Source organism: Bacillus sp. JJ864 (assembly GCF_036963045.1).
Lineage (GTDB): Bacteria > Bacillota > Bacilli > Bacillales > Bacillaceae_G > Bacillus_A > Bacillus_A pseudomycoides_C.
In genome coordinates this window covers 6,025-30,996 of the sequence record NZ_JBALLY010000070.1, presented here as the reverse complement: position 1 = coordinate 30,996, position 24,972 = coordinate 6,025, and the positions used below count along the sequence as shown (strand labels likewise).

The window sequence follows — 24,972 nt, the reverse complement described above, 5'->3', positions numbered from 1 at the left end:
TTCGCTTCTTCCTACGAGGTAAAAAACACCTCTACGTCAGAAGCTCCATCCCCCCCCACATTCTGGACGAGCCGCTTCCGCTATTCTAAAGAAGTTAGGCGGGAGATAAACTGCTGGCATGTGCCCGATTGGTGAGGGCTGATAATCAGTGGGGGATGAAGAAAACCCCCACTGATTAAAGTTTCACTTTATTGCATCGGTGGAATAAAATGATTCATTCGTAAAATACCGATGAGATGATTAAAGTATAGTTCATTTTCTGGAAATACAGTAGATGGTTTTACAGTAAAAGAAACTATTTTTTTTCCGATTTGTTCGGCGGTTTCTTCAAATAAAGTAATTCGTTTGCTTTTTTTATCTGTTAATACAGGGATCCCTTCTCGACATATGTATAAAGGTTGGAAATCGCCTACTGTCGTGGGGTGAAGAACAACGACGAGAGAGCATACAGCTTTGTCGTTTTTCGAAGTATTAAATTGTAGCATATGCGATACTCGATGTTTGTTTGCTTTTGCAATTTCGAGTAATTCGTATAAATCGGAGTATCCTTCTCCTAGTTCAATAAAACGTTGAATCATGTCTTTTCCTCCTCTTTCTTTTACTGTATCATTTCATTTTCAAAATGAAAAGGAGACAAAGAAAAAACCCTGCCGAAGCAGGGCCCTTCTTATACTAGCATGACTAGCAAGAAGGCAAAGGGAGAGGAGAAACCGGAGGAAGAACTTATGGGGAAACGTAAGTCTTCTCCGCGGTTGGCAACAACATCGAAGGTGATGTTGTTATATTTATTTATCCCCAAACTGTATAAAGATATACATTGTAAAATTAAATTTTCTCTTTTCCTTTTTATTTTTCTTTCGTATGTTTTATGATAGGATAAAAAAGGTGAATATACATAAAGTGAAACTTTCGTTCGTGGAAGTCTCCCTGCCCGCAAATAGTGGGAGGAAGATTAATCTATACGAACATCTGTTAGAAAGAGATAAAGGTAGTGACAAATTATGAGAGTAGTTTCGGGAAAGTGTAAAGGTCATCCTTTAAAAGCTGTACCAGGTAATACAACGCGGCCGACAACAGATAAGGTGAAAGAGGCTATTTTTAATATTATCGGTCCTTATTTTGATGGTGGTTTAGCTCTTGATTTGTTTGGCGGGAGCGGTGGGCTTGGTATTGAGGCTCTTAGTAGAGGGATAGATAAAGCTATTTTTGTTGATCGTGATGGAAAAGCGATAAAGGTGATCCATCAAAATTTAGAAAGTTGCAGGTTAGAAGCGCAAGCTGAAGTATATAGAAATGATGCAGAACGTGCTGTAAAGGCGCTCGTGAAACGTGAGATATCGTTCGATCTTGTACTATTAGATCCGCCGTATAAAGATCAAAAGATTGTTTCTTTAATAAGTATAATGGATCAGCATGATCTATTGAAAGAAGATGGAATCGTTATGACTGAACATGGGGTAGATGTAGACCTACCTGAAACGATTGGTAGACTTGTGAAGGTAAGAGCTGAAAACTACGGTATTACAGCGATTTCAATTTATAAGTATGAAGGTGAGGGGACCGAATGGCAAGCATAGCAATTTCTTCGGGAAGTTTTGATCCGATTACGCTTGGACATTTAGATATTATTAAAAGGGGTGCAAAAGTTTTTGATGAAGTATATGTTGTTGTTTTAAATAATTCATCAAAAAAACCGCTTTTTACGGTAGAAGAGCGTTTAGAATTAATTCGCGAGGCGACAAAAGACATTCCAAATGTAAAGGTTGATTCGCATAGTGGATTATTAGTAGAGTATGCGAGGATGCGCAATGCGAATGCAATTTTACGCGGTTTACGTGCGGTATCTGACTTTGAATATGAAATGCAAATTACATCCATGAATCGTAAATTGGAAGAGAATGTAGAAACATTTTTTATTATGACGAATAATCAATATTCCTTTTTAAGTTCAAGTATTGTAAAAGAGGTAGCTCGTTATGGTGGCAATGTTTCTGGACTTGTTCCGCCAATTGTAGAACGTGCTTTAAAAGAGAAGTTTCAAACCCCGTTATGATGAACGGGGTTTTTTGTTATGAATGAGCCGAAAAAAGAGTAATAAAACGTATAAATATAAACAAAATAGTGTAAAGACCGGGCCAAACATAACAAGGAAATCCCAAGCTTTTGCAAAGATGGTAGATTGTTTAGATAAAAAGACTGGAATATCGTATTCAGTAGGTGAAAAAGAGTGTAATCTTTCATAAAGTGGTCCCCAAAATATGTATGTATAGATTGGAGCAAGGAAGCTTTGTATAATACGTGCAATAAAGTATGGTTTAAAACGGATATCTGTATCCGCTAAAATACTGGCAACTTGAGCTTGAATAGAAAGACCGCTAAAAGCTAAGACGAAACTTGTCATCATGGTTTGTTGTAAAATAGAAGTGTGTTCTGTTTGACTAATCATTTGACTCCCAAGTGTCATTTCCAACAGACCTGACAAAATAGGGAAACTAAAATAAGGGGAAAGTTGAAATGCAACCAATATTTGTTTCATAATAAAAGCAAGAAAGGTTGTAATGTGAAAAACGGTTAACATTTTATTTAAAACAGAGAATAAAATAATAAACCCGCCAATCATAAGTAATGTTTGAACAGAAGAAGTAATCGCATCACCGAGTAATTTGCCAATGGGACGTTTTTCTTGTAATCGAGTTTTATGAAGAACGGAAAAGGCATGCCGCAATGGAATTGGTGGTGTATGTTTTTTTGCTTCTTGTTGCATGCGATTATCTTGGTAAAAGCGCATGAGTAGTCCAACTGTGAAATTACTAACATAATGGGAGGCCGCTAAAATAATTCCTAGTTTTGGGTTATCAAAGAATCCAATGGCTACAGCACCAAAAATAAATAATGGATTAGAAGAGTTTGTGAAAGAAACTAGACGTTCTGCTTCAATTTGTGTAAGTTGGTTCTCTTGGCGTAGCCGAGCGCTTAATTTTGCGCCTGCAGGGAAACCTGAGGCCATACCCATTGCCCATACAAAGCCTCCGATGCCAGGGACACGAAAGAGTGGACGCATCAAAGGTTCTAATAACACACCGATAAATTTTACAATTCCCAGCCCGATTAGAAGTTCTGCGATAATAAAAAAAGGTAGCAATGAAGGAAATACAACTTCCCACCATATATTTAAGCCTCGAATAGATGATTGGAGTGCTGCTTGGGGATGGAGTACGAGGGAAATTGTAATAAAGGAAACCGATATGGTGAGAAAGCCTGTTTTCCATTTTTCGTACATTTTATATCCCCCTTTGTCCCAAATGTTCATTTCAGTATACGAGGATACATAGTGAAATTAGACCATAAGTATAAAAAGAGAGTGAAAAATTTTTGAGGGTGAAGAAGATGAAAGAACCGAAAATTGGCTTAGCGCTTGGGTCAGGTGGTGCGAAAGGATTTGCACATGTTGGTGTTATTAAAGTGCTGCGAGAAGCTGGTGTACCTATTCATATGATTGCGGGAAGCAGTATGGGGGCACTAATAGGTACGTTTTATGCAGCAGGATGTAATGTGGACCGTTTGTATCGTTTAGCAACAGTATTTAAGCGGAAGTACTATTTGGACTTTACTGTACCCAAAATGGGATTTATTACTGGAAAACGTGTAAAAGATATGATTAAAATGTTTACATATAATAAAAAATTAGAAGAGCTAGATATTCCAACAGCGGTTGTAGCAACTGATATTCTAAATGGTGAAAAGGTTGTCTTTACAAAAGGTTCTATTGCAGATGCTGTTAGGGCAAGTATTTCTGTGCCCGGCATATTTGTTCCAGAGAAAATAAATGGAAGACTGCTCGTGGATGGAGGAGTAATTGATCGTATTCCAGTATCCGTAGTAAGAACGTTAGGGGCTGATATTGTGATTGCTGTTGATGTATCCCCTATTAAGGTCAATGGAGAAGTTACATCCATTTATGATGTCATTATGCAAAGTATCGAAATTATGCAACATGAGCTTGTAGTTAATAGACAAATTGCATCAGATCTTATGATGCATCCAGCTGTAGAACAATTTAGTTCGCGAGCCTTTACGAATATAGAAGATATTATTCGTGTCGGTGAAGAAGAAGCAAAGCAACACATTCAAACAATTTACACATTGATTGAGCAGTGGAAGGAGAAAAAAGATGTTTAAAAAGTTTCGGTATTTATATGCACTACTAATTGGAGTAATTATTGCAATGTTAATCGTGTTTATCCCTTTGCCATACTATATTACAAAGCCAGGCCTGGCTGAGAAATTAGAGCCGTATGTAAAAGTTGAAGGAGGGAATAAAGAGAAAGGGGATTTTATGCTCGTTACAGTTTCGATGGGGCGAGCGAATGTTGTGAATTATCTTTCTGCTAAATTTAACAAATATGAAGAAATTTTTAAGAAGGAAGAAATTTTAAGAAAAGGTGAAAGTGATGAAGAGTATCAATTTCGCCAAGTATATGCAATGAAAGAGTCACAAGATGCGGCTATTTATAATGCATATAAACGAGCAAATGCCTCTGTTACGTTTGAAAATCAAGGTGTGCTTGTTGTTGGTGTTGCAGATGATATGCCAGCTGCTGAAAAATTAAAGCTTGGGGATCGTATTCTTGCTGTTGATGGTCAATCATTGCAAACGGCAGAGCAGTTTATTGCCTATATGAAAACAAAAAAACAAAATGATGAAGTAAGCGTTAAATATGTCCGTGAAAATAAAGAAAAGGAAGACAAACTTGTCTTGAAGCCAATTCCAGAAGATAAAAGCCGCGCTGGTATTGGGGTTTCTATTATTACAGATAAGAAGCTTACAGTAAATCCTAATGTGAAAATTGATGCGCATAAGATTGGGGGACCTTCTGCTGGTCTTATGTTTACGTTAGAAATTTATAATCAGCTTGTGAAAGAAGATATAACGAAAGGTCACGAAATAGCTGGAACTGGAACGATAAATGAAAAAGGAGAAGTCGGTCCAATTGGAGGTATTTCTCAAAAAGTAGTTGCAGCTCATAATGCTGGTGCAGAAGTATTCTTTGCTCCAAATGAGAATGGAAAAGAGAATTCAAATTATAAAGAGGCAGTGAAAACAGCTAAAGATATAAAGACCAAAATGAAAATTATACCTGTAGATACGTTAGATGATGCTTTAACGTATTTGGATAAAATGTCAGTGAAAAAGTAAATCCTCTCGTTTAAGAGAGGATTTTTTTATCATACAATTTTCAGACAGCAAAAGATAAAATACGGAAAGCTGGGAGATTCACTTTATAAAAATACATGTTGCGCTTCGTCATATCGAATAGGGTGCTGCGTTATATCACGCCTTATCATTTCACCACAAAGCGTTCCTTGTAAAATAGAAAAATAAACAGCGCTTGCTTTTCGGTCTATATCTAGAAGAGGATGCTGTAACGTTTTTGTATGAGAAAGCAATGGAAGTGTTATTTGCTTTTTCGTTGCTGATATATATGATTGTCCTTTTTGGGACATGCCGAGTAAACGAATAAATTGTGCGTGTTGTTCTACATGGGCTTTGTGCATCTCTTCTTTTGTTGTATTGGTTAAAATGTGTGTACAAATGCGCTGTAGTCGTGTCCATGTATAACGTTTTGTTTTTAATGCTTCCATAAATTTTGTGAATGAAGTTGCTTCTTGAATAGAAGATAAAATCCGATGTTCCAACCCTTCCTCTACTTCATATATATATTGCAATTGCGATGGTGACATTGTTAGGAGTTTATATTTTAGTAAGTGAAAATAATGCTCCCAATTATGTAATAGGTGATAGGAATGTTTATATTGCTCTAAAAGTAGTTTTGTTATTTTTGGAACAAAGGGAATAATTGCTGGAAAAGTTTCTGGATCATCAAATAATTGTTTGCGAATGCTCGTTGCACTGGCAATTCGTTCATCTTGAAATGTTTCGTCATGATAGTGCGAAGCGAAACGCGTAATTGTACTTGCTTTCATTAAACTTTTTTGTTTGATAATTGCTTCTATGTAATGCATTCCTAAAATATTATTAGGCTCTGAAATGTCGATAGTAGCTATGTTTTTTTGTAAGGATGAAAATGCCTCAGAAGTTGCTTTCGCATAACTCATTCCTGTTTTTAAGTATTGTTGTACGAGGGAATGGAATGCGTCTTGCTCAGCTTGACGCAAAGTAACTGTATTGTAAAAATGTTCGATATTACCACTTTCACTCCCAAAGCAAACCTCAGAGACACGAAGAGCATCTAATATTGAAATGGCACCGTCTGCAAATGTTTCAGCTTTTTGCGTTGCGAAAGCATATGGAAGTTCGACGACAATGTCTACACCATTTGCTAAGGCCATTTGTGTTCGTGCCCATTTTGAAACGAGAGCCGGTTCCCCGCGCTGTAAAAAGGGTCCACTCATAACAGCAATGATGATATCCGCATTTGTTAACTTTTTGGTTTGTTGCACATGATAAGCATGACCATTGTGAAATGGATTATATTCAACAACAATGCCGCTAGCTTTTATAATAATCTCTCCTTTCAGTGTAGCATCTTTTTCAAAAACATGATAATCTATATATTATTTCCTATAATGACTTCATTATAGTGTAAAGAAAAAATATTGACAAATATACAATGGCTAGCTATAATTTTGTTTGTTGCCTTGAGGTGATATGATATGAAATGGTCCATCCATCAATTGAACAAATATCGACATAAAGGACTAACGTTAGATGAGATGGTAGATGTAAGTGAGCTGAAAAATGTTGAGACGGATGTTCGAGACGTTACTCCTGTTCATGTGACAGGTAGAGTTGATTTCGGCTCTAACAAATTTACGTTCCATCTACATATAACAGGAAGCATGGTATTACCGTGTTCTAGAACGTTAGTAGATGTAACATTACCATTTGACATTGAAACAACTGAGGTGTTCTTAGTTTCGAAAGAAGATTATGAAACTGAAGCAGATTTTCATTACTTAGAAGGAGAAGTACTTGACTTACTCCCTGTAATTAAGGAAAATATACTATTGGAGATTCCAATGCAAATTTTCAGTGAGGATGTTTCAGAAGGAACACCGATGCAAGGTCGAGACTGGCAAGTGATTTCGGAAAAAAGCGAAGAAAAGCCTGTTGATCCAAGATTAGCAGGACTTGCGAAGTTTTTTGACAAATAATCAGAAAACCAGTTTGGGCTTTCGTATGAAAATAACTCTCTCTTTTAAGGAGGTGGGAAGAATGGCAGTACCTTTTAGAAGAACTTCTAAAACAGTAAAAAGAAAGCGTCGCACGCATTTCAAATTATCAGTACCTGGTATGGTAGAGTGCCCAAGCTGTGGTGAAGCAAAATTAGCTCACCGTGTATGTAAAGCATGCGGTACTTACAAAGGTAAAGAAGTAATCAGCAAGTAATTGCAAAAATAAACGCAGGAGGGAAACCTCCTGCGTTTATTTTTTCGCTTTTCTTTACATGTTATTCTTCTATCTTTTCTAGTAACTGCATATGTTTAATAAAAAATGCATAAGGAGGACTAGAGAGATGGCAACAACAAGACAAGATGCATGGACTGATGACGAAGATTTACTTCTGGCAGAAGTAGTGCTCCGGCATATTCGCGAAGGAGGAACGCAGCTTTCTGCCTTCAAAGAAGTAGGGAGACATTTATCGCGGACACCTGCTGCTTGTGGATTTCGTTGGAATTCTTATGTGCGTAAACAATATAAAGAACGCATTGAAGAAGCGAAGCAAATACGGAAAGCTGAAAATTATGAAGTGCAAGAACAAAAGAAGGAGAAAGTGAGCTCTTTTTCAATAACGTTAGAAGATGTAATTGTCTTTTTACAAAGCTATAAAAAAGAAGAAGAAAAAATGGAGTTATATAAAAAAATTGAGGCATTGCAAAAGGAAAAAGAAGGGCTTTTGCAGCAATTGTCTTTGTATGAAGAAGAATACCGTACTTTATTCGATTATATTGACCGAAAAAGAAATTCGATGGTATTAGAGCCTTCTGAAAGAGAGAGAAAACGAGAAAAAGGAATACTTGAAAAAACATCAAAATAAAAACAGCTGTCACGCAGCTGTTTTTATTTTTAAGCAGATTCACTTTTTGTAACCGCATTCAAATTTGCGTTTGGATACCAAACGTAGAAATCACCATCATCAATGGTTACTTTTTCGAAGTGTAATTTCTCCCAAAAATCAGCAGAATGGACACGGGCAATCGTTTTGATAGGAAGATGCAATTGTTTTGCATAATTGACAAGCATCTTACCAAACCCTTGTTTTTGGAATGTTGGTAACACTTCAAGTTTAAAAAGTTCTACATAAGGGCCGGAAAACAAATTGATACTGGACCGTTGTTTCGTATACAAGCTCATGCGTGCGACAAGAGAACCACCGTAATAAACTCCATAAAAAGGGGATTCGCTATCGTTTTCGATGATATTTGCTTGTAAATCCTCCAGCATAGATAATTCTTCAGCACCGCATCCTTTGAATTTTTTAAACTCTTCTAACGTTTTATAATTGATGAGCAAGCGCTCAACTTTCGGAAAATGCATAGAACCACATCCTTTTCTTGTTGTAAAATAAAGAAAAGTATAAATATTTACAATAATATTATAACGCATTTTTAAATTTTTATGAAGAAAAGAGATCATTCTTTCGATATTTTTTTTAGAAGTTTGCTAAACTAATTTTATAAACTATAAAGTAAGGCTTTCCTTAGTAGAAATTCTTTTTTATTAGCGGGAAGCTTTTAATAATCATTTTTTGTAGAAAGTTATTCGTAATGTATCTTTTAAATTTTGATGTATAGCGTGATAAAAATGGGGGGCTTTTTAAAGATGGAGATTGGAATTGTTGGGCCAGGCGCAATTGGACTTCTGTTTGCGTTTTATTTACAAAAGAATGAGCAGGATGTCACACTATATACACGAACGGTAGAGCAATCTGAGCGCTTGGAAAAGTGCGGGATTACATGTATACAAAATGGTATGAGGGAAACTGTATTTCCTCGTGTTAGCCCTTTAGAGAATATAAACAATGAAAGACATGATTATACATTTGTCGCTGTAAAGCAATATCATTTAGAAGAGATATTACCGTATTTGCAAGCGGAAAAACGACTAGTTTTCTTACAAAATGGGATGGGACACCTTCATTTATTGCAACAAATTCAAGGTGCTAGCGTTGCGGTAGGAATTGTAGAGCACGGAGCGAAAAAGGAAAATGTGAGTATTGTTCATCATACTGGGGTAGGTAGTACGAAATTTGGATTCATACATGGAGAAAGGAAGCAATTTGAGCCTCTGTTTACTGCATTTTCTTCGAGTTTATTCCCAGTAGCGGTTGAAAATGATTGGAAACAAACAATGATAAATAAGCTTGTCGTTAATGCGTGTATTAACCCATTAACTGCACTGCTGGGTGTACAAAATGGAGAGTTATTGACAAATCCTTCGTTTCACAAAGTGATGAAGCAAGTGTTTTCAGAAATAATGGGAATTGTCGGCGACTTACAATGTAAAGAATATTGGGATCGTGTATGCACAGTATGCGAAAATACAGCTCACAACACTTCCTCTATGTTAACGGATGTACGCAATAATAGAAAAACAGAAATTAATGCAATTGTCGGTTATTTAATTCAAGAAGCAGAGAAACAACAAAAATTAGTTCCGACACTGTCTTTTTTGTATCATTCTATAAAAGGATTAGAAAGATAAGAGATATTCTTTGCTTTTATAACGAACATTGACTACAATTTGGTTGGTGAGAGATCAGGAGATGAAAGGAAGAAGTATATGGAGATAAAAGAAATCTCTGTCCCGCTTCAAGGAGTTGTTGCGGACTATTTAAACCATGAAAAAGACATTCAAGAATGCTTTGATTATCCGATAACGGAAGAGAGTTTTGTAAGACGAATACAAGATTTACGAAATAGACAGTATCCAAGACAAGAATTAGTATCACATTTATTACAATATAATCAAGAATTAAATGCAGGAGGAAAAACGCTTCAAAATATTCATGCTTTGTTAGAAGAAGATACATACGTTGTTGTAGGGGGGCAACAAGCTGGATTGTTAACAGGTCCTCTTTATACAATTCATAAAATCATATCTATTTTACAACTTGCAAAGGAAAAAGAGGCTTCGCTTGGAGTGCGAGTTGTTCCTGTTTTTTGGATTGCTGGGGAAGATCATGACATTGATGAAATTAACCATGCGTTCGTTACGAAAAACGGAAAAGTGAAAAAGAGAATTTTTCATGAACGTCACCTAAATAAAACAAGTGCTTCTGAAACGGAGATTTCCATCGAGGATTGCAAACAATGGATAGAAGAAATATTTAAAACATATCCAGAAACAAAATATACAAAGGATGTAATTCGATTTGTAGAAGAATGTTTACAGCAATCACGCACATATGTTGATTTTTTTGCGCACTTGATTACAAAGTTATTTGCGCATTCAGGTTTAATTCTTGTAGATTCTCATCACCCTGTTCTTCGGAATATTGAAGTACCTTTTTTAAAAGAACTACTAGCCCGCTACAAAAATGTGCAAGTAGCACTTAACAATCAGCAGCGTGCATTACATGAGTTAGGGTATAAATCGATTATTGAAACAAAACAGAATGTAGTTCATGTTTTTATGGAAATGAACGGGGAGCGTCTTTTGTTAGAGGAAGAAGAGGGGCGCTTTATTTGTAAAGAGGGGATGTATTCGTTTTCGTATGAGGAGATTATCGAACGTATGGAGAATCATCCTGAACAATTTAGTAACAATGTTGTAACTAGACCACTTATGCAAGAGTATATTTTTCCAACGCTTGCATTTATTGGTGGTCCGGGGGAAATTGCATACTGGAGTGAATTACAGCAAGTATTTCATGCGCTGGATTTTCAAATGCCACCTGTCGTTCCGCGTTTGACAATTAGTTATTTAGCTCGTGATATTGAAACTGATTTACGGGATTTACAGATTCAAGAGAGCGAAGTGTTCCGTAAAGGTATTGCTGCATTACGAGAAAAGTGGTTATCTATGCAAGTTGAGGAGTCGGTAGATAGTCAATTTATGAATGCATCGGAGCAAATTGGAGCAATTCATACATCTTTACAGCAATTTGTTCAAAAAGTGAGTCCAGGCCTTCGAGATTTTGCGAAGAAAAATGAGCTGAAAATTATGCAACAACTTGAATTGTTAGAGAGGACACTTCAAGCTGATCTAGAGAGAAAGCATGAAGTACAGCTTAATAAATTCCGAAGAATTGAACACTCAATACAGCCATTAGGTGCGCCGCAAGAACGGATATGGAATATTTGTTATTATTTAAACGACTATGGGCTTGATTTTGTAGAGCGGGTTATGAAACAGCCTTTTCGTTGGAATGGAAAACATCATATTATTAAATTATAAAATCTTGCTCCCAAGAGCAGGATTTTATTTTATTTTGTGGAATTACCTGTAAAATAAATTTATTTATTGACTTTGTGAAACGTAAAGTATAAGGATTGAAAGTACTCTGTTTCTGAAGAACAGCACTTTTTTGACAAAATGAAACAAAAAGAAGCGGATTATTATCTTTTTCCGACATGTTTTTATGAAATTTCCCGAAAAAGATGATAAAATTTAGTATATAATAAGATAAAACTATTATTTAGTAGGGAGCTGAATTCTTACTAATTACAAACCTCACCAATCGAACTCTTATGGGAATTTAATTCAATTCTTTATCGTTTTTGGAATTGACTTTTAAAGAGGAATAAACCGATGATTCAAGAGGAATATTTTGCAAAAAGTAGGTGCATCAATGTTTAAACATGTAACAGTGCTTTTAAAAGAAACAGTAGACGGTTTAGAAATTAAACCAAACGGTACATATGTAGATTGTACGTTAGGAGGTGGAGGGCATAGTGCTTATTTACTATCTCAACTTTCTGAAGAAGGAAAACTAATTGCATTTGATCAAGATGAGGTTGCAATTCAAAATGCAAAAGAAAGATTCTCTTCTTATAACGGTCAATTTATAGCTGTAAAAAGTAACTTTCGCTATTTAAAGGAAAAGTTATTTGAATTAGGAATAACGGAAGTAGACGGTATTTTATTTGATTTAGGTGTTTCTTCCCCACAATTAGATACGCCAGAACGTGGATTTAGTTATCACCACGATGCTCCGCTAGATATGCGCATGGATCAAGATGCCCCGCTAACAGCATATGACGTTGTAAATAGTTGGTCATATGAACAACTTGTAAGAATCTTTTTTCAATATGGTGAAGAAAAGTTTTCAAAGCAAATTACAAGGAAAATTGAAGCATACCGCGAAAAACAACCAATTAAAACAACCGGAGAACTAGTGGAGTTAATTAAAGAAGGGATTCCAGCTCCGGCAAGACGGACTGGAGGACATCCTGCGAAGCGAGTATTTCAGGCAATTCGTATTGCAGTTAATGACGAATTGAAAGTATTTGAAGAAGCGTTGGAAGCGGCGATTGACATGACGAAAACAGGTGGTCGAATTAGTGTGATTACATTCCACTCATTAGAAGATCGGATTTGTAAAACGACATTTAAAAGATACAGTACAACACCACAGCTTCCACCAGGGTTGCCAATTATTCCTGATGAATACAAGCCGAAGTTAAAACTGATTACAAGAAAGCCAATTTTGCCTTCTGATGAAGAGTTAGAAGAAAATAACCGAGCACGTTCTTCGAAGCTGCGAATTGCTGAAAAATTATAAAAAGGAGAGAGAGGTATGACAAATTTAGCTGTTAAGTATAAAAAGCAACAAGTAGAAGTACAATCTCAAGCTCCGCAGCAAGTAGTACAGCCAGCTGTAAAAACAAAAATTACAAGACTTGAAAAATTATTGTATGTTGCATTTATTGCTTTTTTACTATATGCATGCGTAGCTTTTATTGGTAATAAAGCGGCGTTATATGAAGCTGATGCTAAAGTAACAGAAATGGAAAGCAATTTCATAAAACAACAAAAAGAAAATAAGGAATTACAAGCGGAAACTGAAAAGCTAACACGTTATGATCGCATTGCAGAAATTGCAAAAAAACATGGACTTGAAATTAATGCGAATCATGTGAAAGGCTTAAATTAATAAAATAGGTGTGAAGAAAAGATGAATATACGTAAATTTCATACCAACAAAGGAGCAGGATTCTTCATAAAGGTGTTTCTCCTGCTCTTTTTTCTGTTGTTAGCACGCTTTCTTTATATTCAAGCAACGAAAACAGTGCATGGGGTAGATTTAAAACCACTTGCACAGCAAAAGCATAATAAAGAGGGTGTCCTTGAAGCAAATCGAGGAACGATTTACGATCAAAATGGTTACGTACTTGCCCAAGATGCAAACTCATATAAGATGGTTGCTGCACTTAAAGGGCAAGAGCATGTGAAAGACAAAGAAGATGCGGCAGAGAAAATATCGAAAGTACTTGAGGTTGATAAAAAAGAAATTTTACAGTATTTAAATAAAGATGCTGCACAAGTAGAGTTCGGATCAATTGGAAAAAACTTAACGAAAGAAAAGAAAGTTCAAATTGAGAATCTGAAGATAGATGGAATATCTTTTGTTACAGAAAAAGCAAGAATATATCCGAATGGGGATTTTGCTTCTTACATACTTGGGTTTGCAAAACCGAATGATCAAGGAATTGCAGAAGGAAAATATGGACTTGAACAAAGCTTAGATAAATATTTACGAGCTTCTAACGGAAGCGTGAAGTATACAGGAGATACGAAAGGTATCGCGTTAGAAGGCGGAAAACAGTCTGTGAAGCCTCCTAAAAACGGAGATAATGTATATCTAACAATCGATCAACGGATTCAAGGTTTTCTAGAAGATGCGATGGAAGAGGCAGAAAAGCATTATGATCCGTCTATGTTAATTGGAGTCGTAGCAGACCCGAAAACAGGAAAGATTTTAGCGATGTCTAGCAGACCAAGCTTTGATCCGAATAAACGAGATATTCAATACTTTTTAAATGATCCGATTGCCAATGCTTATGAACCAGGTTCAACGATGAAAATCTTCACGTTAGCAGCTGCTATTAATGAGGGTGTATACAAAGGACAAGATTACTATCAATCTGGTAGATACAAAGTAGGGAATGAGGAAATTAAAGACCATAATGGCGGTGCAGGATGGGGTTCTATTACGTTTGATGAAGGAGTTGAGCGCTCATCGAACGTTGCTTTTGCTATTTTAGGAAATGAAAAGCTAGGACCTGATCGTTTCCGTCAATATATTCATAAGTTTGGTCTAGACGAAAAAACAGGTATTGATTTAGCTGGAGAAGGCGAAAATACAATTTTATTTGATAAGAAAATCCAACAAGTAACAACAGCATTTGGACAAGGTTCTACTGTAACTCCGATTCAGCTTGTACAAGCAGCTACTGCAATTGCTAACGATGGGAAAATGATGAAACCCTATGTGATTGATCAGGTTGTAGATCCGATGGATGATAAAGTCGTCTTGAAACACCGTCCGGAGGAAGTAGGAAAACCGGTTACAAAAGAGACTGCAACGCAAGTAAGGCAACTGTTAGAACGAGTTGTAACATCGCCGAAAGGGACTGGAACGATGTATAAACTTGATGGCTATTCCGTTGGTGGTAAAACAGGAACAGCACAAATTCCAGATGGAAAAGGCGGTTATATGACAGGGAAAAATAATTATATTTTCTCCTTCCTTGGTATGGCACCAATGGATGACCCGCAGCTTGTCGTATATTTAGCAATTAAACAGCCTAAATTGAAAGACACTGAAAATGGTGCACAACCGTTATCAGAAATGTTTAAATCTGTAACGAAAAATAGTTTGGAGTATTTAAAAATTAAGCCGAACGAAATAAAAGATGTGAAAAAGCAAGTAAACCAGCAGCAAGCTACTGTTCCAAATGTAACAGGTAAAACAATGGAAGAAGCAAAGGGAATATTGGAAAAGGCGAAGTTCCGACCTGTTGTTTTAGGAGAGGGGAAAATCGGACAACAAGTGCCAAAAGCGAACGAAAAAACGTTAACGGGTGATCGTGTATTCTTAGTAGGAAATCAACCGAAAATGCCGAATATTAACGGCTGGGCACTTCGTGATGTGATGAATTTAGCGAAAATATTAAATCTTGATTTGAAGCTTTCTGGTACAGGTTATGTAACAGAGCAAAGTGTCGCTGAAGGCACCCCTTTGCAAGAAAGAACGCAGGTAGAAGTAAAACTTGAACCGCCTCTTGAACCGCAGCAAGAAGCAGAGCAGGAACCAAATAAGAAGGAAAAGAAAGAGGGCACGTAAAATAGGAGAAGTGTACGTGTTCTAATGAAACAAGTACAAGCATATATTGGAACAAGCTAGGCGTAAAGGAGGTTTGTTCCAATATGCGTGTATCAAATGTAACAGTAAGAAAAAGACTTATTTTTGTGCTGATTTTTGGTATACTTATTTTTACAATTATTGATATTCGTCTTGGATATGTGCAGTTTTTTCTTGGTAATCTGTTAACAGATCGTGCGAAAGATTCATGGAGTCGTAATATTACATTTGAACCTGAACGGGGGAAAATTGTAGATCGCAATGGTGTGGAACTTGCAACAAATAAAAGTGCACCAACTGTCTTTGTGGTACCAAGGCAAATTGAAAAACCAGCAGAGACTGCAGAGAAATTAGCTGCAGTTTTAGGTGTGTCGAAAGAAGGGGTTTATCAACGCCTTACGAAAAAAGAGTCTATAGTCAGATTAGACAAAGGCGGGCGGAAAATTTCTCATGATAAGGCGAAAGAAGTTAGAGCTTTAAGTTTAAAAGGTGTATATATTGCTGAAGATTCAATTCGATACTATCCGTTTGGTAAGTATTTATCACATGTTCTTGGGTTTGCTGGGAGTGATAATCAAGGGCTTATGGGACTGGAGTCATTTTATGACAAAGAATTAAATGGTGACAAAGGATATGTCCGTTTTTTTGCTGATGCGAAAGGACAACGTATGCCGAATATTGGCGATGATTATAAAGAACCTGGTGACGGCTTGAATTTAAAGTTGACAATCGATTCGCGTATTCAGACAATTATGGAGAGAGAATTAAATATTGCAGAGTCTACGTATCATCCAGATGGAATCATCGCGATTGCTATGAATCCAAATAACGGTGAAATTTTAGGTATGTCCAGCCGTCCGAGTTTTGATCCGGCAGATTTCAAGAGTGTTTCACCAGAAGTGTTTAACCGAAATCTTCCGGTCTGGAGTACATATGAACCAGGGTCCACATTTAAAATTATTACACTTGCAGCTGCTTTAAATGAAAAATTAGTAGACTTGGAGAAAGATACGTTTTATGATGATGGAGCGGCAGAAGTTGGCGGCGCAAGATTGCGTTGCTGGAAAGCGGGGGGGCATGGCAGCCAAACGTTTTTAGAGGTTGTTCAAAACTCTTGTAACCCAGGTTTTATAGAACTTGGAGACCGTTTAGGAAAAGAAAAGCTGTTTCAATATATCCGTGATTTTGGATTTGGACAAAAAACAGGTATTGATTTACAAGGAGAAGGTAAAGGGATTTTATTTGATTTAAAAAAAGTAGGACCTGTTGAACAAGCGACTACAGCGTTTGGTCAAGGAGTCTCTGTTACCCCGATTCAACAAGTAGCAGCAGTAGCGGCTGCTGTAAATGGAGGCACGTTATATCAGCCTTATATTGCGAAAGAATTCTTGGACCCAACTACGAACAAAGTAATTAGTAAAAAAACGCCTGTTGCAAAGAAAGAAGTTATTTCCAAGGAAACGTCTGAAAAGGTACGTTATGCACTTGAGAATGTTGTTGCAAAAGGCTCAGGTAACAAAGCATATATTGATGGATATCGTGTTGGAGGGAAAACTGGTACAGCACAAAAGGTTAAAGATGGAAAGTATTTGGATAACAACTATATCGTATCATTTATTGGGTTTGCACCAGCGGATGATCCGCAAATTGTTGTATATGTTGCTGTAGATAATCCGAAGGGAATTACACAATTTGGCGGAGTTGTTGCTGCGCCAATCGTTGGGAATATTCTTCGTGATGTCTTACCGGTTATGGGAGTAGAGCCTAGAAAAGAGCAAATTGAAAAGAAATTAACTTGGGATGAGACGCCTTTAGTAGAGGTCCCTAATATAGTAGGGATGGATCGAAAGGAATTACAAAGTCAACTTGTTGACCTACAAATTGATGCCAGTGGTGATGGAAACAAAGTGGTTGAACAATCTCCAAAACCAGGTACGAAAGTAAAAGCAGGATCCAAGGTTCGAATATATTTTAATAAGTAAGTATGAAGGCATGTGTGTACGATATAATAACATTCAACTACTATATAAATACAAATTGAAAAAACGACATAAAAACCCCTTTCTTTTAGGTGGACGAGAGCATCTGGCCGTGCATAGAAGCGGTCAGTTCCTTTTCCTGCCACATGCGAAGTTTAAAACAAAGGGAGAAAGCAAGTAGCGGTCATGTTGTGCTTTGTATAGCAGTGACTTATATGTTGAAAAATCAAAATGGATTTATATATTAAGTAGTGAGACGTTTGATCCGCACTGTCTGTTGATGAAATACATGACACTCTTATATATGGAGTATTTTGAACGTATCCATTTATAAGGGATAAATAAAAGAGTAGAGAGGATTTAAAGAAATGAAGTTGCATACACTCGTATCAAGTTTGCATGATTTTCCAGTCATTCCAAAAGAAAATCCAGAAATTACATCTATTGAAGCAGATTCACGTAAAGTGACAACTGGAAGTTTATTTGTATGTATAAAAGGTTTTACGGTTGATAGTCATGAATTAGCTATGCAAGCAGCCGCGCAAGGTGCGGCTGCTATTGTTGCGGAAAGGCCTATTGATGTTGACGTTCCAGTTGTACTTGTTAAAGATACAGTACGTTCTTTAGCAATGTTAGCTGATTATTTTTATGGACAGCCGACGCAAAAGTTACACTTAATTGGAATTACAGGTACAAATGGAAAGACAACAACATCGCATATAATGAACGAAATTATGCGCGCACATGGACATAAAACAGGGCTAATTGGAACAATTAATATGAAAATAGGTGATGAAACGTATGAGGTGAAAAACACAACACCTGATGCATTAACATTACAAAAGACATTCGCTAAAATGGTCGGACAAAATGTAAATAGTGCTGTTATGGAAGTATCTTCACATGCTTTGCATCTTGGAAGAGTGCATGGATGTGACTATGATGTAGCGGTGTTTACAAACTTAACACAAGATCATTTAGATTATCATAAAACGATGGAAGATTATAAATATGCAAAAGGCTTGCTATTTGCTCAGCTTGGTAATAGTTATCATCATAATCGTGTAAAGTACGCGGTATTAAATAATGACGACGCTGCAGCGATAGACTATACGAAAAATACAGCAGCAACAGTGATTACGTATGGGATTGATACAAAAAGTGATATAATGGCGAAAAACATTGAGATGACAAGTGCAGGCACGGCGTTTACGCTTGTAACTCCAAGTGAAAGTATCGATATCACGATGAAATTAATTGGGAAGTTTAATGTATATAATGTATTAGCTGCAACAGCTGCATGTCTTGTTTCTGGTGTAGCGCTGCAAACTATTATTGATGTTGTGAAAGAATTAAAAGGTGTACCTGGCCGCTTTGAAGTTGTTGATAGAGGGCAAGATTATACTGTCATTGTTGATTATGCGCATACACCAGATAGTTTAGAAAATGTATTGTTGACAACGAAACAATTTGCAAAAGGAAAAGTGTATTGCATTGTTGGTTGCGGCGGAGACCGAGATCGTACGAAACGACCAATTATGGCCAGTGTTGCATCGAAATACGCAACGCATGCGATCTATACATCAGATAATCCGCGCAGCGAACAGCCACGAGCAATTCTTGATGATATGATTGAAGGTATAAAAGGAAATAATTATGAAGTAATTGTTGATAGAAAAGAAGCGATATTTCATGCTGTATTAGAGGCAAAAGCTGGAGACATTATTGTAATTGCGGGTAAAGGGCATGAGACATATCAAATTATTGGTGCAGAAGTACATCATTTTGACGATCGTGAAGTTGCTGGAGAGGCAATTGCACAACGTTTAAGCATGAAAGAATAACAACAAGAGAGGGGGACTGAATATGCTTGAACAAGGATTATTAATTACAGTTGGGGTGGCATTTTTAATTTCGGTTGCGTTGTCACCGATTTTCATTCCATTTTTACGTCGTTTAAAGTTTGGACAGAGCATTCGTGATGAAGGGCCAAAATCACATCAAAAGAAATCGGGAACACCGACTATGGGCGGGATTGTTATTTTTATTTCAATTATGATTACGTCTATTATTATGATGTTTAAGTTTCAAAAAGGCGCTGAGATGTACTTATTGCTTCTTGTTACATTTGGTTATGGGTTAATCGGATTTTTAGATGATTACATTAAAGTTGTTAAAAAAAGAAATCTTGGTTTAACATCAAAACAAAAATTAGTAGGACAATTTATTATTGCGGTAGCTTTCTTTATCCTTGCAAAAGGACAAGGATTTGACACACATTTAATGATTCCAGGGACGGAAATTAAGTTTGACTTACATTGGGCGTACTTTATTCTCGTGCTCTTTATGTTGATAGGATCTTCAAACGCAGTGAACTTAACAGATGGTCTAGATGGATTATTAGCAGGAACAGCTGCCATCGCATTTGGTGCGTATAGTATTATTGCGTTTGCTCAGGAACATTATACAATTGCTATTTTTTGTATGGCAGTTGTGGGAGCTGTATTAGGATTTTTAGTATTTAATGCTCATCCTGCGAAAGTATTTATGGGGGATACAGGATCTTTAGCCCTTGGCGGTGCTTTAGCTGCTGTTTCCATTTTAACGAAAACAGAATTATTATTAGTTATCATTGGTGGAATGTTTGTTATTGAGACACTCTCTGTTATTATTCAAGTTGTGTCGTTTAAAACACGAGGAAAGCGTGTGTTTAAAATGAGTCCGCTTCATCACCACTATGAATTATGTGGTTGGTCAGAATGGCGAGTGGTTGTAACATTCTGGTCAGTCGGACTTTTATTTGCAGTGTTAGGAATTTATATCGGGGTGTGGATGTAATTGAAAACGATAACTGACTATCAAAATAAAAATATTCTTGTATTAGGTATGGCAAAAAGCGGCTATGCTGCAGCTGTCTTATTAAAGAAACTTGGAGCAAACGTGATTATAAATGATAGCAAGCCGCTAGCTGAAAATCCGTTAGCGACAGAATTGCAAAATCAAGGTATGGAAGTTGTTTGTGGCGGTCATCCTTTAGAATTATTAGAAAAAAATATTTCTGTCGTTGTAAAAAATCCAGGGATTCCGTATTCAAATTCGTTACTTGTAGCAGCAAAAGAAAAAAATATTCCGATTGTAACAGAAGTAGAACTAGCGTATCGTATTTCGGAAGCTCCGTTTATTGGGATTACAGGATCGAACGGGAAAACAACGACAACAACATTAACATTTGATATGTTAAAAGAAGGAGAAAAACATCCTGTTATTGCTGGGAATATCGGCACGGTTGCATGTGAAGTTGCGCAAAATGTAACGAAACAAGAAGTGGTTGTAACAGAACTTTCTTCTTTTCAATTAATGGGGATTGAAACATTTCAACCGAAGATTGCGGTGTTGTTAAACTTATTTGAAGCGCACTTAGATTATCATGGTACGAAGGAAGAATACAGTTTAGCAAAAGCGAATATCTTTAAAAATCAAACTGAAAATGACTATAGCATCATTAATGCTGACGATGAAGATGTAATGATGTTTTCTGAGCAAAGTAAAGGACAAAAGGTGTACTTTTCTACGACGAAAATAATTGAAGACGGTGCTTGTGTAAAAGACGGTGCTCTTTACTTCAAAGGTGAAAAAGTGATTGATGTTCAAGATATCGTATTGCCGGGGAAACATAATTTAGAAAATATACTAGCTGCTATGAGTATTGCAAAGCTTATGGGAGTTGCGAATGAAGTAATTATAGCAGTTTTAAAACGCTTTACAGGTGTAAAGCATCGTTTAGAATATGTAACGACGATTCAAAACCGTAAGTTTTATAATGATTCGAAAGCAACGAATATGCTGGCGACAGAAAAAGCATTATCTGCATTTACGAACCCAGTTATTTTATTAGCTGGTGGACTAGATCGTGGGAATGAATTTGACGATTTAATTCCATACTTTGAGCATGTGAAGGCGCTATTTACATTTGGGCAAACTGCACCGAAACTTGTCAAAGCTGCAGAAAAGGCTGGAATGAAAGTTATTAAATGTGTCGATAATGTGGAACAAGCGGTACAAGAAGCATTTGCTCTGTCTGAAGAAGGAGATGTAATTCTCTTATCTCCTGCATGTGCAAGTTGGGATCAATTTAAAACATTTGAAGAAAGAGGAGACATGTTTATACAAGCTGTGCATAAGCTAGTATAAAGTAAAAGAATCATCAGTGGATTAGTTCTACTGATGATTCTTTTATAGGTAGGATAATGTGAAACTTCTATAAGTGGGAGGTTTCAGCATCCACTAATGGAAAGTTTACAGGCAGTTATTTCGCACATATCTTCTTTGATTTTGCGCAATTTTGAGGTGGGAATCATGCTGCTAGATGGCTGAATAAATGAGGCTTCGGTTGTGAAGAAAGTATGGTAAACGAAAAGCTGCATTCAAAGAGGTGATACTCATTGCCAACAAAGAAGACTCCTGACTTTATTCTTATTATTGTAACATTGTTACTTTTAACAGTAGGAATGGTGATGGTGTACAGCGCTAGTGCTGTATGGGCTTCGTATAAAATGGGAGATTCATTCTTTTTTGCAAAGCGTCAATTGTTATTTGCTGGGCTTGGTGTCGTTGCTATGTTTTTCATCATGAGGATTGATTATTGGGTGTGGCGTACATATTCCAAATTAATTTTACTTATCTGTTTTGTTCTTCTTATTTTAGTTTTGATTCCTGGCATTGGACTAGTGCGTGGCGGAGCTCGCAGTTGGATTGGGATAGGGGCATTTTCTATTCAGCCTTCTGAGTTTATGAAGTTTGCGATGATTATTTTTTTAGCGAAATTTTTATCGGAAAAACAAAAAATGATTACATCTTTTAAACGGGGATTACTTCCTTCACTTAGTTTTGTATTTGTAGCATTTGGTATGATTATGTTGCAACCAGATTTGGGAACAGGAACTGTAATGGTGGGTACTTGTGTCGTTATGATTTTTGTTTCGGGAGCACGGATTTTTCATTTTGCCATGTTAGGACTTATAGGAGTTGCAGGATTTGTAGGGCTGATTGCATCAGCACCGTATCGAATAAAACGGATTACATCTTATTTAGATCCATGGTCAGATCCGCTTGGAAGTGGATTTCAAATTATTCAATCGTTACTTGCAATCGGACCGGGAGGATTATTTGGCCTTGGTCTTGGCCAAAGTAGACAAAAATTTCTTTATTTACCAGAGCCGCAAACAGACTTTATTTTTGCGATTCTATCTGAAGAATTAGGTTTTATTGGTGGTTCGTTTGTGTTATTATTATTTAGTCTGTTGTTATGGCGTGGAATTCGTGTAGCGTTAGGGGCGCCAGACTTATACGGTACTTTTTTAGCAGTCGGGATTGTGGCGATGATTGCGATTCAAGTAATGATTAACATCGGCGTTGTAACTGGATTAATGCCAGTAACAGGAATTACCTTACCATTTTTAAGCTATGGTGGGTCCAGCTTGACCCTTATGTTAATGGCGATTGGAGTATTACTAAATATAAGTCGTCATTCTCGCTACTAAACCCTGTTTCTATGACAGGGTTTTTCGTATGTAAAAATAGAAATTATGCGATTGATATATGAATAGCATACAGTGAAATTTACTATGAGTAAGGTTAGCTCAACAAATTGTACTTCTATTGTCCCAAAGTAGCGGGATAATAGAAAAAGGAAGCGGAGGAATAGGCAGTGCGAGTATTAGTCAGTGGTGGCGGAACGGGCGGGCACATTTATCCAGCTCTTGCGTTAATTCGAGAAATCAAAAAAATACATCCAGAAGCAAGGTTTTTATATATTGGTACAGAAAATGGTTTAGAAAGTAAAATTGTTCGCAAAGCTGGTATACCATTTCAATCTATTGTTATTAGTGGTTTTAAGCGGAAATTATCAATTGATAATGTAAAAACGGTGATGCGTTTTGTAAAGGGTGTACAGGATAGCAAACGATATATTCGTCGTTTTAATCCAGATGTTGTAATTGGAACAGGTGGTTATGTATGTGGTCCAGTTGTATACGCAGCAGCAAAACTTGGTATTCCAACAACAGTACATGAACAAAATAGTGTACCTGGTGTAACAAATAAATTTTTGAGCCGTTACGTGAATAAAGTAGCGGTGTGTTTTGAAGCCGCAGCAGAACATTTCCCGCAAAATAAAGTTGTGATGACAGGAAATCCTCGTGCTTCAGAAGTGATGAATCAAAATGGTATGAGAGGCAAGCGCTCTGTCGGTTTATCTCTTTCCAAAAAATCAGTGCTAATTTTTGGTGGAAGTAGAGGCGCTAGACCAATTAATGATGCATTTTTAGAAGCAATTGAACAATTTGGTAATAAAACTTATGAAGTATTGTACGTTACAGGTGAAGTGCATTATGATAAAGTAATGGAAGCTGTGAAACAAAAAGGGAATCCACACAATGTTATCATTAAGCCGTTTATTGATAATATGCCAGAAGTACTTACTGGAGTGGATCTTGTTGTTTCGCGTGCAGGTGCCACAACGCTAGCTGAGTTGACAGCTTTAGGAAAACCAAGTATCTTAATTCCAAGTCCATATGTAACAAACAATCACCAAGAGAAAAATGCTCTTTCTGTCGTTGAGAAAGGAGCAGCGAAGATGCTTCTTGAGAAAGAGTTAACAGGTGAAACACTTCTTGGTGATATTGATGAAATTTTATTGGATACACAGAAATTACAAAATATGAAACTAGCTGCAAAACAGTTAGGAATTCCAGATGCAGCAAACAAGTTATTTGAAGTGATGAAAAAACTTGTAGAAAATAACGTAAGGTGAATGCCCTGCATACTACTGTAGTACGGAGATTTAATATGGGGGAGAGCATCATGAAACAATTAGCAAACGAACTTATGGAAGCACAAGTAGGAAAAATATTAGAAAATGAACCATTAGCTCGTTATACAACGATGAAAATAGGTGGTCCAGCAGATATTTTAGTAATTCCAAGTAGCGTGGAAGGTGTAGAAAAATCGTTAGAGCTTGTGAAAAAGCATGGAACAAAGTGGACTGCAATTGGTCGTGGGTCTAATCTACTTATCTCAGATAACGGAATTGAAGGTGTTGTCATTCGATTAGGAGAAGGTTTGGATCATTTAGAAGTGACTGGAACAAATGTCCGTGTAGGCGGAGGATATCCTCTTATCAAGCTTTCAACTTTACTAAGCCGTCAAGGACTCGCAGGATTAGAGTTTGCTAGTGGAATCCCGGGAAGTGTAGGCGGAGCCGTTTATATGAATGCAGGTGCTCATAAATCGGATATGTCTGAAATTTTGAAGAGAGCTCGTGTGTTGTTTGAAGATGGAAAGATTGAATGGCTAACGAAAGAAGAACTAGAATTTTCTTATCGTACATCTGTATTACAAAAGAAGTGCCCTGGTATTGTACTAGAAGCAGAATTGCAGTTGAAAGAAGGAAATCGTGACGAAATTATTGGTATTATGCAAAAAAATAAAGATTATCGTCGTGATACACAACCCTGGAATCATCCTTGTGCAGGAAGTATTTTTAGAAATCCGCTACCAAACTATGCAGGTAATCTAGTCGAAAAGGCTGGACTACGCGGTTATCAAATTGGTGGTGCGAAAATTTCAGAAATGCATGGGAATTTTATTGTAAATACGGGGAC

Annotated in this window: 23 protein-coding genes; 19 read left to right on the top strand and 4 right to left on the bottom strand. The window is 36.8% G+C overall.

The genetic code is table 11. The features are described 5' to 3' along the window. Window positions 1-188: 188 nt before the first annotated feature. On the bottom strand, window positions 189-578 hold the full coding sequence (locus V7024_RS11760) for a DUF7147 family protein (protein ID WP_098916306.1): 390 nt from the start codon (window positions 576-578) through the stop codon (window positions 189-191). A 423-nt stretch (window positions 579-1,001) separates the two neighbouring features. Here V7024_RS11760 and rsmD point away from each other — a divergent pair, with 423 nt between their 5' ends. After that, on the top strand, window positions 1,002-1,577 hold the full coding sequence (gene rsmD, locus V7024_RS11755; protein WP_335519971.1) for a 16S rRNA (guanine(966)-N(2))-methyltransferase RsmD: 576 nt from the start codon (window positions 1,002-1,004) through the stop codon (window positions 1,575-1,577). Continuing rightward, the gene (gene coaD / locus V7024_RS11750) at window positions 1,565-2,053 is read left to right on the top strand and encodes a pantetheine-phosphate adenylyltransferase (RefSeq protein WP_020059268.1); all 489 of its coding nucleotides are present in this window, start codon (window positions 1,565-1,567) and stop codon (window positions 2,051-2,053) included. Before rsmD ends, coaD begins: the two co-directional genes overlap by 13 nt. Here the strand turns inward: coaD and ylbJ are convergent. Continuing rightward, entirely contained in the window at window positions 2,048-3,280 is a 1,233-nt protein-coding gene (gene ylbJ / locus V7024_RS11745; protein ID WP_335519967.1) for a sporulation integral membrane protein YlbJ, read from the bottom strand. The two genes, coaD and ylbJ, sit on opposite strands and share 6 nt — an antisense overlap. 107 nt (window positions 3,281-3,387) lie before the next feature. On the opposite strand from ylbJ, the gene V7024_RS11740 reads away from it, so the two are divergent. Both V7024_RS11740 and V7024_RS11735 read left to right on the top strand, forming a co-directional pair. Then, window positions 3,388-4,179 (top strand): patatin-like phospholipase family protein, encoded by a 792-nt coding sequence (locus V7024_RS11740; protein WP_154713348.1) that lies wholly within the window; start codon window positions 3,388-3,390, stop codon window positions 4,177-4,179. Then, the gene (locus V7024_RS11735) at window positions 4,172-5,197 is read left to right on the top strand and encodes a SepM family pheromone-processing serine protease (RefSeq protein WP_335519964.1); all 1,026 of its coding nucleotides are present in this window, start codon (window positions 4,172-4,174) and stop codon (window positions 5,195-5,197) included. The genes V7024_RS11740 and V7024_RS11735 overlap by 8 nt, the downstream gene beginning before the upstream one ends. A gap of 83 nt (window positions 5,198-5,280) precedes the next feature. Here the strand turns inward: V7024_RS11735 and V7024_RS11730 are convergent, their stop codons facing one another. After that, window positions 5,281-6,522 (bottom strand): nucleotidyltransferase, encoded by a 1,242-nt coding sequence (locus tag V7024_RS11730; protein WP_335520069.1) that lies wholly within the window; start codon window positions 6,520-6,522, stop codon window positions 5,281-5,283. A 153-nt stretch (window positions 6,523-6,675) separates the two neighbouring features. Between V7024_RS11730 and V7024_RS11725 the strand changes: the two genes are divergently transcribed. From V7024_RS11725 to V7024_RS11715, 3 genes are all read left to right on the top strand, one after another. After that, window positions 6,676-7,176 (top strand): YceD family protein, encoded by a 501-nt coding sequence (locus tag V7024_RS11725; RefSeq protein WP_335519962.1) that lies wholly within the window; start codon window positions 6,676-6,678, stop codon window positions 7,174-7,176. A gap of 61 nt (window positions 7,177-7,237) precedes the next feature. Beyond that, window positions 7,238-7,411, top strand: a complete 174-nt coding sequence (rpmF, locus tag V7024_RS11720; RefSeq protein ID WP_001984764.1) for a 50S ribosomal protein L32 — start codon at window positions 7,238-7,240, stop codon at window positions 7,409-7,411. Between the two features lie 127 nt (window positions 7,412-7,538). Further along, on the top strand, window positions 7,539-8,060 hold the full coding sequence (locus V7024_RS11715) for an RsfA family transcriptional regulator (RefSeq protein WP_335519959.1): 522 nt from the start codon (window positions 7,539-7,541) through the stop codon (window positions 8,058-8,060). A gap of 29 nt (window positions 8,061-8,089) precedes the next feature. Here the strand turns inward: V7024_RS11715 and V7024_RS11710 are convergent, their stop codons facing one another. Beyond that, window positions 8,090-8,560, bottom strand: coding sequence for an N-acetyltransferase (locus V7024_RS11710; RefSeq protein ID WP_335519956.1), 471 nt, complete (start codon window positions 8,558-8,560; stop codon window positions 8,090-8,092). Window positions 8,561-8,845: 285 nt separating this feature from the next. Between V7024_RS11710 and V7024_RS11705 the strand changes: the two genes are divergently transcribed. The 12 genes from V7024_RS11705 to murB all read left to right on the top strand — a co-directional run. Beyond that, complete coding sequence (locus V7024_RS11705) at window positions 8,846-9,727, top strand: 2-dehydropantoate 2-reductase (RefSeq protein WP_335519954.1); 882 nt, start codon at window positions 8,846-8,848, stop codon at window positions 9,725-9,727. A gap of 78 nt (window positions 9,728-9,805) precedes the next feature. After that, window positions 9,806-11,422: a bacillithiol biosynthesis cysteine-adding enzyme BshC gene (gene bshC, locus V7024_RS11700; RefSeq protein WP_335519951.1), complete on the top strand. Its 1,617-nt coding sequence runs from the start codon at window positions 9,806-9,808 to the stop codon at window positions 11,420-11,422. A 394-nt stretch (window positions 11,423-11,816) separates the two neighbouring features. Further along, window positions 11,817-12,749, top strand: a complete 933-nt coding sequence (gene rsmH / locus V7024_RS11695) for a 16S rRNA (cytosine(1402)-N(4))-methyltransferase RsmH (RefSeq protein ID WP_335520066.1) — start codon at window positions 11,817-11,819, stop codon at window positions 12,747-12,749. A 15-nt stretch (window positions 12,750-12,764) separates the two neighbouring features. After that, window positions 12,765-13,121, top strand: coding sequence for a cell division protein FtsL (gene ftsL / locus V7024_RS11690; RefSeq protein WP_335519948.1), 357 nt, complete (start codon window positions 12,765-12,767; stop codon window positions 13,119-13,121). Window positions 13,122-13,142: 21 nt separating this feature from the next. Further along, on the top strand, window positions 13,143-15,314 hold the full coding sequence (locus V7024_RS11685) for a penicillin-binding protein (protein ID WP_335519945.1): 2,172 nt from the start codon (window positions 13,143-13,145) through the stop codon (window positions 15,312-15,314). An 83-nt stretch (window positions 15,315-15,397) separates the two neighbouring features. Next, a complete protein-coding gene (locus V7024_RS11680; protein WP_335519942.1) occupies window positions 15,398-17,314 on the top strand; it encodes a stage V sporulation protein D in 1,917 nt (638 codons plus the stop codon). Window positions 17,315-17,679: 365 nt separating this feature from the next. Next, window positions 17,680-19,155, top strand: a complete 1,476-nt coding sequence (locus tag V7024_RS11675; RefSeq protein WP_335519939.1) for a UDP-N-acetylmuramoyl-L-alanyl-D-glutamate--2,6-diaminopimelate ligase — start codon at window positions 17,680-17,682, stop codon at window positions 19,153-19,155. Between the two features lie 22 nt (window positions 19,156-19,177). Continuing rightward, the gene (mraY, locus tag V7024_RS11670; RefSeq protein ID WP_335519936.1) at window positions 19,178-20,149 is read left to right on the top strand and encodes a phospho-N-acetylmuramoyl-pentapeptide-transferase; all 972 of its coding nucleotides are present in this window, start codon (window positions 19,178-19,180) and stop codon (window positions 20,147-20,149) included. Continuing rightward, complete coding sequence (gene murD / locus V7024_RS11665) at window positions 20,150-21,502, top strand: UDP-N-acetylmuramoyl-L-alanine--D-glutamate ligase (protein ID WP_335519933.1); 1,353 nt, start codon at window positions 20,150-20,152, stop codon at window positions 21,500-21,502. 251 nt (window positions 21,503-21,753) lie between these two features. Continuing rightward, window positions 21,754-22,851 (top strand): stage V sporulation protein E, encoded by a 1,098-nt coding sequence (spoVE, locus tag V7024_RS11660; RefSeq protein WP_335519930.1) that lies wholly within the window; start codon window positions 21,754-21,756, stop codon window positions 22,849-22,851. Between the two features lie 167 nt (window positions 22,852-23,018). Further along, a complete protein-coding gene (gene murG / locus V7024_RS11655; RefSeq protein WP_335519927.1) occupies window positions 23,019-24,122 on the top strand; it encodes an undecaprenyldiphospho-muramoylpentapeptide beta-N-acetylglucosaminyltransferase in 1,104 nt (367 codons plus the stop codon). A 50-nt stretch (window positions 24,123-24,172) separates the two neighbouring features. Continuing rightward, window positions 24,173-24,972, top strand: an 800-nt coding sequence (gene murB, locus V7024_RS11650; RefSeq protein ID WP_335519922.1) for a UDP-N-acetylmuramate dehydrogenase, incomplete at its 3' end; no start/stop codon positions are given.